Here is a 13,821-nt window from a genome sequence, read left to right as displayed (position 1 = left end):
TCACCCCGTCGCGTCGCCCGTCCCCGGGCCGAACCGCGACCGCAGCCTGCGCCACACCGCCGGAGCCCCGCTGATCAGCAGCGTCAGGGCCACCGCCGCGACCACCCCCTGCCACGGCTCAGGGAACAGCGAACCGCCCAGGATCCCGATCAACTGGTACGTCGCCGCCCAGGCCAGGCACGCCGGAACATCGCCTCGGGCGAACCGCCGCAACGGCATCCGGCCCAGCAGACACGCCAGCATCACCGGGATCCGCCCGGCCGGCACCAGCCGGGACAGCACCAGCACCGTCCCGCCGCGCTCGTCCAGCCTCGCCCGCGCCTGGGCCAGCCGCTCCGGCGGGGCCCGGCGGGTTATCGCCTCCAGCCACTTCGAGCCGTTCCTCGACCGGACCCCGCGCTGACCCAGCCAGTACAGACAGACGTCCCCGAGGAACGCGGCGGCCGACGCCACCACGAACACGAAGAGCAGGGCGAACGGCGACGTCTGGTGGAACGCCACCACCGCCGCCGTACTCACCAGCGCCCCCGTCGGCACCACGGGCACCAACGCCCCCAGCGCCACCAGTGCGAACAGCGTCGGGTATCCGACCGCCTGCTGGGTCGACTCGGTGGGCAGCTCCCGCACCACCTGCTGTATCTCCTGGATCACCGGCCGGCCTCCGGACGGGCCCGTTCGCCGTGCCCCAGCAGGTGCACCGTCACCTCGGGCGCCCGCTTCGCCGCCTGCCGTACGAACTCGTCGCCCGGCGCGTGGAACTCGTGCGGACGCACCCCGTCCAGCCCGATCGGCCAGTACGTGCCGTAGTGCACCGGCACCGCCGACCGCGGTGCGAGACGCGTCAGGGCCTCGGCGGCACGGGCCGGGTCCAGATGACCGTGCCCGAGGTAGGGCCCCCAGCCGCCCACCGGCAGCAGCGCCAGGTCCACCGGCCCCACCGCGTCGGCCATCCCGTCGAAGAGCCCGGTGTCCCCGGCGAAGTACGTCCGGGCCTCGCCCTCGACCACATAGCCGAGCGCGGGCGCGCGGTGCGGCCCGACCGGCAGCCGCCGCCCGTCGTGCAGCGCGGGAACGGCCCGCACCCGCACCTCGCCGGCCCGCACCGTGTCGCCCGGCCTCACCTCGGTGACGTGCAGCTGCCGCATCCGGCGCAGCGCCCGCAGTCCCGGCACCGCCGCCACCGCGCCGCTCGGCACGATCAGCCGGCTGCCGGGGGACAGCCGGGCCAGCGACGGCAGATGCAGATGGTCGGAGTGCAGATGGGAGACCAGCACCACCTCCGCGACCGCGGCCTGCGGCGGCGGCACCTCGCCCCGGCGGCGGCGCAGATGCGCGAAGCGCCGTACGAACAGGGGGTCGGTCAGCACCCGCACCCCCGAGTCCTCGATCGTGCAGGTGGCATGACCCCACCAGGTGACCTCCACCGGCACGTCCGCCTCCTCGCTCGATCCCCGCCCGGACTCCGCCGGACCCCCGCGACCACGTGCTCCGGCGCGGCCCGCGCGGCCCGTGCCCGGGTGCGTTCCCGCTACGAGCCTATGCGCCCCCCGTACCGTCCCGCCGCCCCTTGGCCGGTCGTCCCGGAAGCCGCTGACCGGGACCGACGCTGTGAAAAGCTGAAGGGCGGGTCCCGGACGACCGGACCCGGGGGGCGGAGAGGGCGTGAGGTGGACCGGCGTGGGTGACGGGAAGTGGCGTACGGCGGGCAGGGCCCTGATGCGGGTGATCGCGGTCTGGGCGGTGTCCACCCTCACCATGCTCGCGCTCGCCGGCATCCTGCCCGACTTCCAGCTCCAGTCCGACGACGGCGACACCATCACCAGGACCGCCTTCACCGCCGCCTGGGGCGCGGGAGCCTTCGGCCTGCTCTCCGCACTGGTCTGGCCCGTTCTCGTACGGTCCCTGCTCATCGTGCCCGCGCTCGTCCTCGGCGCCCTGGTCTTCTTCCTCAACGGCTCGCTGCTGCTGATGGCGCTGCGCCTCATCCCGGACGGGCGCGGGGACGCCGCGCCGGAGACCGCGGTCGTCGTCGCCGCCGTCATGTCCGCCGTCGCCTCCGCCACTTCCACCGCCCTCGCCGTCCGCGACGACGAGGCCTACCGCCGCCGGCTGTCCCGGCTGGCCGACCGGCGCCGCAGACGCGGCCGCTCCCCGGGCCCGCCGGAACCCGGCCGCGACGGACCGCCCGGCACCGTCTTCCTCCAGCTCGACGGCGTCGGCCACGACGTCCTGGTGAACGCGGCCGCCGACGGGCTCATGCCGACCGTCGCCGGCTGGCTCGCCGACTCCTCCGGACACCGGCTCACCCCCTGGCGCACCGACTGGTCCAGCCAGACCGGCGCCAGCCAGCTCGCCATCCTGCACGGCAGCAACCACGACGTGCCCGCGTTCCGCTGGTACGAGAAGGAGACCCGTACGGTCATGGTCTCCAGCCGCCCCGCGAGCGCCCTCGAAATGCAGCGCCGGGCCATCGCGCACACCCGCGACGGGGGCCTGCTCACCGTCGACGGCGCGAGCCGCGGCAACCTCTTCAGCGGCGGCGCCGGACAGCTGGCCCTGGTGCTCTCCATGGCCGCCCGGCGCGGCAAGGGCCGCCGCTCCCGCGCCGGATACTTCGCCTACTTCTCCGACCCGGCCAACGCCACCCGTACCGCGCTCTCCTTCGTCGCCGAGGTCCTCCGCGAGATCGGCGAGTCGACCCGGGCCCGCGCCCGGAAGGTCACGCCGCGAATCAAGCGCGGCGGGCTCTACCCCTTCATCCGCGCCTTCGCCACCGTCGTGGAGCGCGATGTGGTCGCCGCCGCAGTCCTCGGCGACATGTTCGCCGGACGCACCGCCGTCTACGCCGACCTCGTCGCCTACGACGAGGTCGCCCACCACTCCGGCCCGCACAGCCGCGACGCGGAGAAGGTCCTCGAACGCCTCGACCGCTCCCTCGCTCTGATCGCCAAGATCGCCGACCACACCCCGCGCGCCTACCGGATCGTGGTTCTCTCCGACCACGGCCAGAGTCCCGGCGAGACGTTCGCGGGGAAGTACGGGCTCACGCTCAAGGACCTCGTCCGGGCGGGCTGCGGGCTGCCCGTGCCGCGCCGGGCCCAGCGCACCGGCAGCGCATCCGAGGCCCGTGACGCGGTGCGGATCGCGCTGCACCGCCCCGTCGAGGGGCAGGAGGCCGAGCACCCGGCCAAGCTCTCCGACCCGATCGTGCTGGCCTCCGGCAACCTGGGGCTGATCTCCTTCCCGGACATCCAGGGCCGCGCCTCCCGCGAACAGATAGAACGCCGCCACCCGGCGCTGCTCTCCACGCTCGCCAACCACCCGGGAATCGGCTTCCTCCTCGTCCGCGGGGAGCACGGATCGGTGGTGCTCGGGCCCGGTGGGGCCGAGGTCCCCGTCGCCGGACTGACGGACGGCGAGGGCCCGCTCGCGGTCTTCGGCGTCGGGGCGGCCGCGGCCGTACGGCGCACCGACACCTTCCCGCACGTCGCCGACGTCATGGTCAACTCCATGTACGACCCCGTCACCGGGACCGTGCACGCCTTCGAGGAGCAGATCGGTTCGCACGGCGGCCTCGGCGGCGAACAGTCCCGGCCGTTCCTGCTGTGGCCGCGCGGACTGACGGACCCGCTCGACATCGTGGCCGCCGAGACCGCGGAGGGCGCGCCCGTGCCGCCGGGCGGCGGGCTGGTGGGCGCCGAGGCGGTGCACCGGGTGCTGACCCGCTGGCTCCAGGAGTCCTCCGGCCCCCAGATACCGGTCCGGGCCGAGGGCCCCGCCGGGGCAGACCTGGCGGACGAGCCGTCCCCGGGAGAGGCTCCGGTGCCGGACGCGCCGGGAACGACGACCTGACCCACCGGCCGGACCCCGGACAGGCCGCCGTCGCCGGCTCAGGCCGACTGCCGCCGTACCAGCGCCGGTTGGAAGAGCACGCAGGGCGAGGGGCCGCCCGGCTCGCCGATCTGCTTCCGCAGCAACCGGGCCGTCTCCGCCGCCATCTTCTCCACCGGCTGCCGGACCGTGGTCAGGGGTGGGTCGCAGGCGGTCGCCGCGCTGTTGTCGTCGAAGCCGGCCACCGCCACATCGGACGGCACGCCGCTCCCGGCCCGGAGCAGGACAGGGAGCGTGCCCAGCACCATCAGGTCAGAGGCGATGAACACCCCGTCCAGGTCCCGTTCGGTCACCGTGCTGGTCACTTCGTGCCCCGCGTGCACATCGGTCTGAGGCGGCGCCATCCGGGTCAACGGAGGCCGCAGACAGTCGCGTTCGGCTTCCTGCCCGCTGCGCAGCCGGACGGTGAAGGCGCGTACCTGCGGCTCGGCCGAGGGGTCGGCGGCGAGCGTCAGCAGCTGGGCATGAGGTGTGGGTGTACAGGCACTCCCCGAGCAACTCGGCCACCCGCACCACATCGGCGGCGGCGGCCGCCCGGTCGGCCGCCGCGTTGCCCGCGTCGGCCTGGAGGAAGGAAAGCGCGAGGGCCGCCGCGGCGAGCCCGGCGATTCTGTACCGCCAGGGCGGCAGGGATCGTTGGCTGCGGCGGTCGGGGTGACGTCGATGCCGGAAGAGCACGGCACTCCTGGTCGGGGAAGTGGGCGTAGGCCGAGAGGACCCCGGCAGGATGGAGGAGGCCGTAGCGGGAGTCGGCGGGCCTGGACGCCGTCGACCTTGCGGCCGACGCGGTGTCACTCGGCGTGGAGGCCCGGCGGGGAGGTCCGGGGGGCGTGCGGTGTAATGGTGCTGATCCCTGGATGTCGCACAGGCGTCGGGTTGGGTTCGCCTCGGCGGGCGACGGCCGCTGAATGGACGAGGGCGGCAGGCCTGACACCCGGTGCGCTGCGAAGGGGGGATGCGTCCCGCCGCCGGACCACGGATCGAGTCGCCGCGGCGGCGAGGAAGCAACAACTGAAGGCAGAACGAGGGGGTAAATCGTGCTGACGTATCACGAGGTCATGACCACGGACTTCGGGCGACTCACCGCTGCAGCCGACAAGTGGGAAGCCATGGCGGGTGAGATCAAGAAGGTCGCGACCCATTACGAGGCAACCGTCCGGAACATCACTGTGGAATCGACGTGGTCAGGTGCCAGTGCCAGCTCTGGCCGCATCAACTTCGCCGGTACACGGTACGAATACGCCGCTGCCCAGATTCAGGCCAAGGCCATCGCCGCGCTCCTCCGCGATGCCCACACGCAGTTCGTCGACCTCAAGAAGAGGATCGAATCGGCTCGTGCGGATGCGGTCGAGGACGGCTTGCACGTTGACTCCCGTGGCACGGTGAGCCACGACGAGAGCAAGCTCACCGGCCAGGACCGGATGTATCTGAGGGATCACCCCGAGGCTGTCGTCGCTCTGAACAAGCGGATCACGGCCATGGCTAATCGCATCAAGACCCTCGTGCAGGCCTTCGACGATGCGGACCATGGCGTCAAGATAGCCCTGGAAGCTGTAGCCGTCGACAGTAACAAGGATGCCTTCGGCAAGGGCGCGGACGATCAGCTCAACGGTTTCAACGCCGGGGCGTTGAGTGATATCGAGCAATACGAGGTGATCAGCACCACAGAGACAGCCCTGAAGATCAACGGCGGAGAGAAGGTTTCGGCCGCTGAGTACGCGGAGTTCAACCGGTCCATGCGCGACAACGCGCAGGACAAGGCCTTCAGTCAGACCTTCCTCAACAGCATTGGCGTCGAGGGGACCATCAAGCTCGGAAACAGGCTGAACGACCTCGCGTACTACACCGACAAGAAGGCCATGCAGACGTACTTGGGTATCGAGCGTGGCCTGTCGGCCGCGATCGCCAGCGCCACGCGGGTGCCGGAGTTCAAGAAGGACGGCAAGGTCCTGGCGATGGGCTCGAGAGAGTACGCCCAGGAGTTGGCCGACTGGAAGAACAAGCGTGGGGAGTGGGCGAAGAACCCGGACTCGAATTTCTACAACGCGTGGCTCGACGACGTCAAGAGCAACGGGACCAAGGAGTTCGACAGTCAGGTCACCAACGTGAACCGGTTGTCCGGAGTCGATCAGAAAGCACTTGGCTACCAGACCCTGGTCACTCTGATGCAGAACGGCGGCGACTACAGCGGCCCCTTCCTTCATGATCTGGCGGACTCCATTCGAGCGGCCGAGGATCCCGCTCAAGGAGGCAATAAGGATGTCTGGGACCTGGACCACAAGTTCGACGTGCGGAACGGGGGCAAGACGTCCGGCTGGTTCGCCAACGATCCCATGGATGGCCTGCTCGGTGTCATGAGCAAGAATCCTGACGCGGCCACGGCCTACTTCGACCCGCAGGCCTACTCCGATGGCGACCATAAGTTCGGCAAGGACCGCTTGGAATATCTGCAGACCGAGCGCGACTGGAACGTCGTCAATGAATATGGAACGAGTCACAAGGATGGCGCCCTGATCCCCAAGGGCGACACCGAGGACGCGGACAACCGCGTTGGCTTCGGTGCGGCCCTGGAAGCTGCTATGACCGGTAACGTCCCCGGCAGCCAGGCACCGGACGGATTCACGAAGCACAGTGAAGCGCAGGTTCGCGTACTTGAAGACGTCGTGAAGTCCTACGCGGAGATCGCCAAGATCGACCAGGGCGCCATTCCGGCGAATATCCGGGTTAATATGGGCAACGCGCTTGCGTACTACCCAGGGGACGTCCATAACCTCCTCAGTGCGCAGGTCGACTACTCGGACCCCGCGTTCTCAACGCGCCCGAACGGTGTCGATGTCAGCACGGAAGCGATGAATCAGTTCATTCGCGCGGTCTCGGAAGACGGCGGGGCCTTCCGGATGGTCCACGACTCCCAGATGGGCCATATTGCTGAGCGAATCGACACACTCGGAAAGGGCGACTTCATGAAGACGCCGACCGGTGACTCCGATCAGGCTATCGGTACTGTCAGAGACGCTGGAGAAGTCATGGGGACACTTGACGAGATTCGCGCCGATATGCTGGTGGACGCGCGGGACAGTGAGATAACTGAGAATAACTGGGAGAAGGTGTACAAGTATCACGCATACGGTGCCCCAGTGACCGGAATACCAGTAATTGGCGACAGTTTGCAGCGCTTGGTCGACATTGGTACGGGGAAGCATGCCGAGGCGCTCAATAACGATGCGACCAACGCCACGAAGGAAGAATTGATCGAAGACTACGCGAAGAACGGATATCCTCGGCTGCGAAGAATGCTCGGTGAGCGGGCCATGGAGGTGGGCGTTCCTGACGATTACATCATTGATTCGCGTAACCGCATGGGGAACATCGACGTGGAGGCCGGAAATGCCTACCGGCGGGGTCTGGGGAGCGCCCAGGGCTCCACTGGAGAGAACGGCTGATTTGATCATATGTGGGTGCATAGGAAGTCTCGTCGGTACACACTCGTCGCTGTGGCCCTCTGCGCGGCCCTCGGTGCTGTTCTCGGTGCAGCCGTGTGGCTGTGGCCGCAGGGCGACAGTGAGGCGGAGGAAGAAGCTCAGACCTGCTGGGGCGTCCTTGCGGAACTAGATATCCATTCCTCGGGGTCGATCGGCGCCTGCGGTGACGCGTTGGAGACCGCGATGACAGGAAAGCCCGCAGGAAGCGAGCCGTCGGATGCTGCCCCTGTCCGTCTGACGGAAAAGCAGAGTCAGGCTTTTGAGCATGTCGTGAATGCGTATGGGGAACGCGATGTCAACGCCAGGAGCATGCCGAGCGGTATACGCCGTAATCTGGCCCAGGCGATTACTTACTACCGCAATGATGTGTATCAGATCGTCCATGGGCAGGTGGATTACTCGGACCCCAACTTCTCGACCGAGCCCAACGGTATCGACATCGATGCCATGATCATGTTGGGTTTCCTTGAGGGCGTGGCTGGGGACGAGGTGGCATTTCGTATGGTCCGTGAGTCCATGTTCAGTCTGATTGTGCAGCAGGTGAAGGATCTTGACCAGGGCGACTTTGCAGGGAAGCCGAGCGGGGAAATCGACGATGCCTACGGGGTGGCTCGTGACTCCGGAGAAGGCGTAGGCACTCTGCGCTGGGTTCGGTCCAAGGCTCTGGAACGCCAGTACGAGGGCTCCGGGGGCAAGCTCAAGAAAGCGCTGGCCAGTGAGGACTTTTCGGCGTACGGATTTTCCTGGCTCGAGCAGTTGATCCGGAATCACGCAAGCAGTCTTGCTGTGCCAGAGACGGTGGAGAGCAAGAGGCGATTGGAAGGCATCCTTTCAGAGGCGGAGGACAGCTACCAGCGTGGCCTTGGGGGCACGCCGGGATACACCGAGGGCGGCGGCTGATCCCTGCGGTCTGGTCCGTGAGTCCATGTTCGATCTCATCGAGCAGCAGGTGAACGAGCTCCAGCGGGAAGATTTTGCCAGAGAGCCACAGGGGGACAGTGATCACGCCATCGGAGTCGCCCGTCAGTCAGGGCGAACGGCTGGCGTTCTGCGTTCGTCCCGGTCGATGGCCTCCAAGGCCAGTTCGGCGGGTCCGGCGCCAAGCTTGAAGAAGCGCTGGCCGACTAGTGTCTCGTGATCCTGTTCATATCAGTTCGAGTTGTTATTGACGAGTTTCTTCACGTTGGCCGCGACGAGTCGGACCTTCGCGAGGACCTCGCCGGCGGTCGCGGTCCAGGTGGACGGCTTCGCCGTCGTGTTCCAGGAGCTGATGTAGTCGCGGATCTGTTTGACCAGGACGTGGACGCTGGAGAAGGTGCCGCGGCGGATGGACTGCCGGGTCAGGATTCCGAACCAGATCTCGATCTGGTTCAGCCACGAGGAACCGACGGGAGTGAAATGGAAGTGGACGCGTGGGTTCTTCACCAGCCACTCCTTGACCTCCGGCGTGGTGTGCGTCGAGAGGTTGTCCAGGACGACATGGATGTCCTTCCCGGCGTGCGGTTTCACCGCCTTCTTCAGGAAGGCCAGGAAGTCCTTGCCGTTCCGGGTCGGCCTGCACTCGCCGAGTACCTCGCCGGTGCTCACGTTCAGGGCGGCGAACAGGTTCGTGGTGCCGTGCCGGACGTAGTCGGCGGTGCGCTTCTCGCTCGCCGCGAACGCGACCGGCAGCACGGGCTGGGTCCGGTCCAGCGCCTGGATCTGCGTCTTCTCGTCGATCGAGAGGACCACCGCACCGCCCGGCGGGGCCAGATACAGGCCGATCACATCGGCCACCTTCTCCGCGAACGCGGGGTCCTTGGAAATCTTGAAAGTGCCGGACCGGTGCGGCTTCAGGCTCTCCTCCCGCCAGACGCGCGCGATGTAGTGCCAGGACACGGTGATGTCCTCGGCCCGCTCCAGGTACTTCGCCAACTCCCGGGTGGACCAGTGCGAAAGCCCCGTGCCGTCCGGCGGCGTCATACGCGTCAGCGCGATCACCCGGGCCCGCACCCGCGCCGGCACCTGTTCCCGCGCACCACCAGGACGCTCACCTTCCAGTCCGGCCAGGCCCTGCTCGGCATAGCGGGTCTTCCAGCGGTCCACGGTCGGCAGCGACACCCCGAGCAGCTCGGCAATGTCCTTGCGACGGCGCCCCTCGCCCGACCACAGCACGATCCGGCCCCGCGTCGCTATGTCGGCGGGCACGTCCCTGCTGTTCACCAACTCCCGCAACTCGGCGGCCTGTTCCACGGACAGCTCCATACCAAGAGACCCTGCCACACAAGATCAAGTAACGCTGACGGAATCACGAGACACTAGGGCGTGTAATGGGTCGTGATCAGTTTGCGGGTTTCACCCCCGCCGTCGAGCCGGATCCGGCAGAACTTGTTGTATGACGCGAGTACAACTACTAACGGACGCTGAGTGGGAGTTCATTGAGCCGTACTTGCCGATCGGTGAGTACGGCCCGCACCCCGAGCGGCTGCGCCGACAGTTCGAGGGTGTGATCTGGCGGTTTCGGACAGGCGGCCAGTGGCGGGAGATGCCGCAGGAGTTCGGCGCCTGGTCGACTGTCCACAACCGCTTCCGGCAGTGGAAGGATGCCAGGGTGTTCGAGGCTCTGCTGGAGGGCGTGATCACGGAAGCCGTGAAGCGGGGTGAGGTGGACTTGTCGCTGGTCAGCGTGGACTCCACCACCGTCCGAGCTCACCACGACGCCGCTGGAGTGCACCTCGACTCCGACACGCTTGCCGACCTGGAGAAGGCCGCCGAGGAGGCGGAGAAGGCCCGGCAAAAGGGGGCGGCCCGGAGGGACAAGACGGGCAGGACACCGCTGACGACCCGGAACGGGACGAGCGGCGACGTGTCCGACGCAGGCACAAGCTCCGCCTGAAAGCCGCCCTGCTTGGTCGTTCCAGAGGCGGTCAGACCAGCAAGGTCCACGTCGCCGGCGAGCGCAGGTGCCGCCCGTTGGCGCTCGTGCTGACCGAGGGGCAGGCCGCTGACAGCCCTCAGTTCGTCCCCGTCCTGAAGAAGGTGCGGGTCCGTGGGCCGGTCGGCCGTCCCCGTACTCGCCCCGACGCGGTCGCCGGGGACAAGGCTTACTCGTCCTGCGGCAACCGCGCTCACCTGCGCAAACGCAGCATCAAGGCAGTCATCCCGGAGAAGAAGGACCAGGTCGCCAACCGGAAGAAGAGAGGCTCCACGGGCGGCCGGCCCGTCAGCCACGACGTCGAGCTCTACAAGGAGAGGAACACCGTCGAGCGCCTGATCAACAAGCTGAAAGCCTGGCGAGGCATCGCCACTCGTTACGACAAGACCCCCGACAGCTACCTCGCCGGCCTCCACCTACGTGCCTCGATGATCTGGGTCAAAGACCTCACCCGGACCAATCGATGATCATGACCCAATACACGCCCTAATCCGCTTGCAGTACGAAGAACAGGAAGCACAGGAAGCGCGGCTCGGCCGCGATGGCCTCGGGGAACAGCTCGCGGGCGGCGGGATCAGGCTCCGGCTCGCTGATGACCGTAATCCGGAAACCGGCCCTGGTGAAAGCCTCGATCATCGCGTGCAGCGGCCTGTTCCAGCGACTCACCAGGGTGGTCTGGCCGCCCATGCTCCACTCTACGGTCCACTTGGTGGTGTCGAAATAGTTGCACTCGGCCTCGCGACCGGCCTCGCGGTGGATGAGGTTGACGGCAAAGGGATGGTCGACGGACGCGATCAGCCGACCGCCGGGCTTGAGTACGCGTCGCAGCTCGGCCAGCGCCAGCTCCCAGTCCTCCAGGTAGTGCAGCACCAGGGACGCCACTACATCGTCGAACGTGTCATCAGGGTAGGGAAGCGGGCTGCCCAGGTCCGCCACCTGCAGATCCGCATTGTCGCCGAGCCGCTGCCGGGCCAGCCCCAGCATCCCGGCACTCGAGTCGAAGCCACTCACAATGGCGCCACGGTCGCGCAGCGCGGCAAACAGGAGCCCCGAGCCACAGCCGGCGTCGAGGGTCCGCCGGCCGGCCACGTCTCCAGCGAGGGCCAGCATCGCGGGCCGCTCGTAGTAGGCATTGACCAGGTTGGTTTCATTCGCGGCCGTGTACGCTTCGGCGAAGCTGCTGTAGTCGTTGACCTTCGACGGATCCACACTCACCGAGGACGGCGAGACCAGCCTGGTGGAAATCGCGTGCTCTTGGTGCTCGCTTGAGATCATGGTGCGGGAGACGTGTGCTGCAGCAGTTCGGTTCCTGCCCCGACCATCAATATGTCTGCCCACAGAGCCCGCCTGCAACTGCGGCTCGACTCAACGACCTTCGGGCAGGTCCGGGCGCAGTCGACCCGCACGTGATCACGAAACCACACTGGAGTTCTAGGACTACCAGGCCTATGGGGTGCCCCGGCTTGAGCGGCTGTTCCGGAGCCGCGCAGCAAGTCTGGGGATTCCGGAGACGCCGGAGAGCGTGAGGCGCTTGGACGACGTTGTCTCAACAGCGGAGGACAACCACCGGATGCGCTCGGGATCTCTCCTCCCATGACCGGCAGGCCATGGCGCGAGGTCGGCGAGTGAGCGAGAGCGGCCAGTGGGCTCGTCGGAAGCGGGAGCGGGAGCGGTCGGGCTGGCGCTCGGGGTCGCGGGACGAGGCCGTGCCTGCGAATCTGCGGGGAAGTGGCGTTCCACCACCCCGTATTGCATAGTGAGGGATCGGTCGTGCCTCGCTATCAGCGGGCCGACGGGGTGCGTGGACGGCTGCGACGGGCGGCCGGGGGTGAGGGACGATGCGTTCTGTGCACGACGGACAGCGACCGGGTCGCGCCGTCCTCCCGTCGTCCGGACCCGCCCCGGCCTCTGCTTCCCCGACCACTTCGGTACCGGCCGCACGCGTCCCGATCGCTTCCGCGCCCGGCGAGTGGCGAGGGCCGCTTCGCCCGGGGGTGGGCCCATGGGGGAAGGGCCCCGGACCGCTTCGTGACGGGAGCGGTGTCGGGGCGTTCGGGGCGGGCCCTTCCAACGGCGGTCTCCGGACGCACCGGCGCATGGGTGAACCGGGCGCCCCGGCCGCTCGGGGACTGGCCCTGGACCTCGGCAGCTCCCGCACCCGGGCCTGGGTGCCCGGCCGGGGGCTGGTGCTCGACCCGTTCCCCGGCTCCGGCCCCCACGGGGGAGCCGAGCGGCCGGTGCGGCGCGGGCGCATCGTCGACCCCGAGTCCTGCGGCCGGCTCCTCGGCCGGATCGCCGACGCGACCCTGGGCCCTGACCGCGGCGACAGCGTGATCGTCCTCAGCCACCCCGTGCTCGCCGGCGCCGAGCACCGCACCGCCGCGCGGGCCCTGCTCGCCGGTCTCGGGGCGACGCGCGTCCTGGTCCTCAGCAGCGCCCGGGCCGCCGCCGTGTACGCGGGACCGAGGGAGACGGGCCCTTTGCTGGTCGTCGACATGGGAGCCGGGCTGACCGAGGTCACGCTCCTCGTGGGCGGCCTGGTCGCCGACGCCCGGCAGGCCGAGAGCGGACTCGACGACCTCGACGGCCTCGATCCCGCTGCGCTGCCCGCCGTCCTCGTCCGCACGGTGCTCGACATGATCACGTCCATGTGGCGGCACGACCGGCACGGCGCGATCCGCGGAGCCCTGCGCAAGGGCCCCGTCCTCGCGGGCGGCGGCGCGCTGCGGGCCGACGTCACCGATCGCCTCGCCCGCTGCCTCGGCACCCGGGTGCGCCTGGCCGACGACCCGTCGACCACGGTCGTCCGGGGCGCCGGACAGTTTCTCAGCTCCGTGCTCCGCCACCGGACGGCGCAGCCCGAGCGTTCCGGCCGACCGAGGTGACGCCGTACCCGGGACCGTCCGGGGCGAACGCCTCCCGGGTGCGGTCTGTGCTGACCACGCTGCTTCTCACCGTCCTCACCCTGGCCGGCGGCGCGGCCACGGCGAGCGGCGCTGCTCCGGCCCTGGCTTTCCGAAGCCTCCCGCCGGCCGTCACCGCCGCGTCGGCGCCCGCCGCACCGCAGCCCCACCACACAGGGACCGCCCACCCGAGGGCTGCCCACACCGGGCACGTCACCAGGCCTGATATCCGGCATCGCACCGGGCACGCCACCGCGTACGACCGGCGGGGGCCGGACCACGCGAGCGGGGTCCTGGCCGAGGCGGGCACGGGCGCGGTGGCGCAGGCCGGGCACGAGCACTCCAGGGCGGCGGCCGATCCGGCGCAGGCTCCCCGGGCGGGCACCGGCCGGCCGTACCTGCTCCTCCACGCACCGCCGCCACCGCACGACGCTCTGGCGCCCTCCCCGCCGGGGCCGGCCGGACCGCTCGCCGGCGTACGGCGGATCGCCGCGGAATCCTTCGACGCACCCGGCAGCCGCCGGGGCGCGCTTCCCGGAGTCCGGGGGCCTCCGGGCAGGACGACCACCGGTCCCACGACCGGTCATCCGTCCTGTTCTGCCGACCCGGCGTCGCGTCCTCACTGAGGTGA

The 13,821-nt window shown here is 69.0% G+C and carries 10 protein-coding genes and 2 pseudogenes; 6 read left to right on the top strand and 6 right to left on the bottom strand.

Translation table 11 applies throughout. From position 1 onward, the window contains the following. Together IG90_RS0125300 and IG90_RS0125295 are read right to left on the bottom strand one after the other, a co-directional pair. Positions 1 to 651: a DedA family protein gene (locus IG90_RS0125300; RefSeq protein ID WP_030588907.1), complete on the bottom strand. Its 651-nt coding sequence runs from the start codon at positions 649 to 651 to the stop codon at positions 1 to 3. After that, the gene (locus IG90_RS0125295; RefSeq protein ID WP_030588904.1) at positions 648 to 1,430 is read right to left on the bottom strand and encodes an MBL fold metallo-hydrolase; all 783 of its coding nucleotides are present in this window, start codon (positions 1,428 to 1,430) and stop codon (positions 648 to 650) included. The genes IG90_RS0125300 and IG90_RS0125295 overlap by 4 nt, the downstream gene beginning before the upstream one ends. A 247-nt stretch (positions 1,431 to 1,677) precedes the next feature. On the opposite strand from IG90_RS0125295, the gene IG90_RS0125290 reads away from it, so the two are divergent. Continuing rightward, positions 1,678 to 3,852, top strand: a complete 2,175-nt coding sequence (locus IG90_RS0125290; RefSeq protein WP_030588901.1) for a phage holin family protein — start codon at positions 1,678 to 1,680, stop codon at positions 3,850 to 3,852. 38 nt (positions 3,853 to 3,890) lie between these two features. Here the strand turns inward: IG90_RS0125290 and IG90_RS46725 are convergent, their stop codons facing one another. Continuing rightward, positions 3,891 to 4,235 carry a substrate-binding domain-containing protein gene (locus tag IG90_RS46725; RefSeq protein WP_411572645.1) on the bottom strand — a complete coding sequence of 115 codons (345 nt, stop codon included), beginning with the start codon at positions 4,233 to 4,235 and terminating at the stop codon, positions 3,891 to 3,893. A 127-nt stretch (positions 4,236 to 4,362) separates the two neighbouring features. After that, positions 4,363 to 4,569 (bottom strand): annotated as a pseudogene (locus tag IG90_RS46125) (DUF1996 domain-containing protein); the annotation flags it as partial. 380 nt (positions 4,570 to 4,949) lie between these two features. On the opposite strand from IG90_RS46125, the gene IG90_RS40825 reads away from it, so the two are divergent. Together IG90_RS40825 and IG90_RS39750 are read left to right on the top strand one after the other, a co-directional pair. Then, complete coding sequence (locus IG90_RS40825) at positions 4,950 to 7,334, top strand: DUF6571 family protein (protein WP_157846349.1); 2,385 nt, start codon at positions 4,950 to 4,952, stop codon at positions 7,332 to 7,334. A gap of 51 nt (positions 7,335 to 7,385) precedes the next feature. Further along, positions 7,386 to 8,273, top strand: coding sequence for a hypothetical protein (locus IG90_RS39750; protein WP_233436078.1), 888 nt, complete (start codon positions 7,386 to 7,388; stop codon positions 8,271 to 8,273). 249 nt (positions 8,274 to 8,522) lie between these two features. On the opposite strand, the gene IG90_RS0125270 is transcribed toward IG90_RS39750, so the two are convergent. Beyond that, positions 8,523 to 9,605 carry an IS630 family transposase gene (locus tag IG90_RS0125270; protein WP_233436077.1) on the bottom strand — a complete coding sequence of 361 codons (1,083 nt, stop codon included), beginning with the start codon at positions 9,603 to 9,605 and terminating at the stop codon, positions 8,523 to 8,525. Positions 9,606 to 9,747: 142 nt separating this feature from the next. On the opposite strand from IG90_RS0125270, the pseudogene IG90_RS42420 reads away from it, so the two are divergent. Further along, positions 9,748 to 10,754 (top strand): annotated as a pseudogene (locus IG90_RS42420) (IS5 family transposase). Positions 10,755 to 10,773: 19 nt separating this feature from the next. Here IG90_RS42420 and IG90_RS0125255 read toward each other — a convergent pair. Continuing rightward, the gene (locus IG90_RS0125255) at positions 10,774 to 11,562 is read right to left on the bottom strand and encodes a class I SAM-dependent methyltransferase (protein ID WP_030588879.1); all 789 of its coding nucleotides are present in this window, start codon (positions 11,560 to 11,562) and stop codon (positions 10,774 to 10,776) included. 893 nt (positions 11,563 to 12,455) lie between these two features. Here IG90_RS0125255 and IG90_RS0125250 point away from each other — a divergent pair. Both IG90_RS0125250 and IG90_RS0125245 read left to right on the top strand, forming a co-directional pair. Then, the gene (locus IG90_RS0125250) at positions 12,456 to 13,172 is read left to right on the top strand and encodes a rod shape-determining protein (protein ID WP_030588876.1); all 717 of its coding nucleotides are present in this window, start codon (positions 12,456 to 12,458) and stop codon (positions 13,170 to 13,172) included. A gap of 47 nt (positions 13,173 to 13,219) precedes the next feature. Continuing rightward, positions 13,220 to 13,816 carry a hypothetical protein gene (locus IG90_RS0125245; protein ID WP_233436076.1) on the top strand — a complete coding sequence of 199 codons (597 nt, stop codon included), beginning with the start codon at positions 13,220 to 13,222 and terminating at the stop codon, positions 13,814 to 13,816. Positions 13,817 to 13,821 lie beyond the last annotated feature (5 nt).

The sequence above is a fragment of the Streptomyces anulatus genome (genome assembly GCF_000721175.1).
Taxonomy (GTDB): Bacteria; Actinomycetota; Actinomycetes; order Streptomycetales; family Streptomycetaceae; genus Streptomyces; species Streptomyces anulatus_C.
The sequence above is the reverse complement of the archived record's forward strand: the minus strand, read 5'-3'. Positions and strand labels throughout refer to the sequence as shown.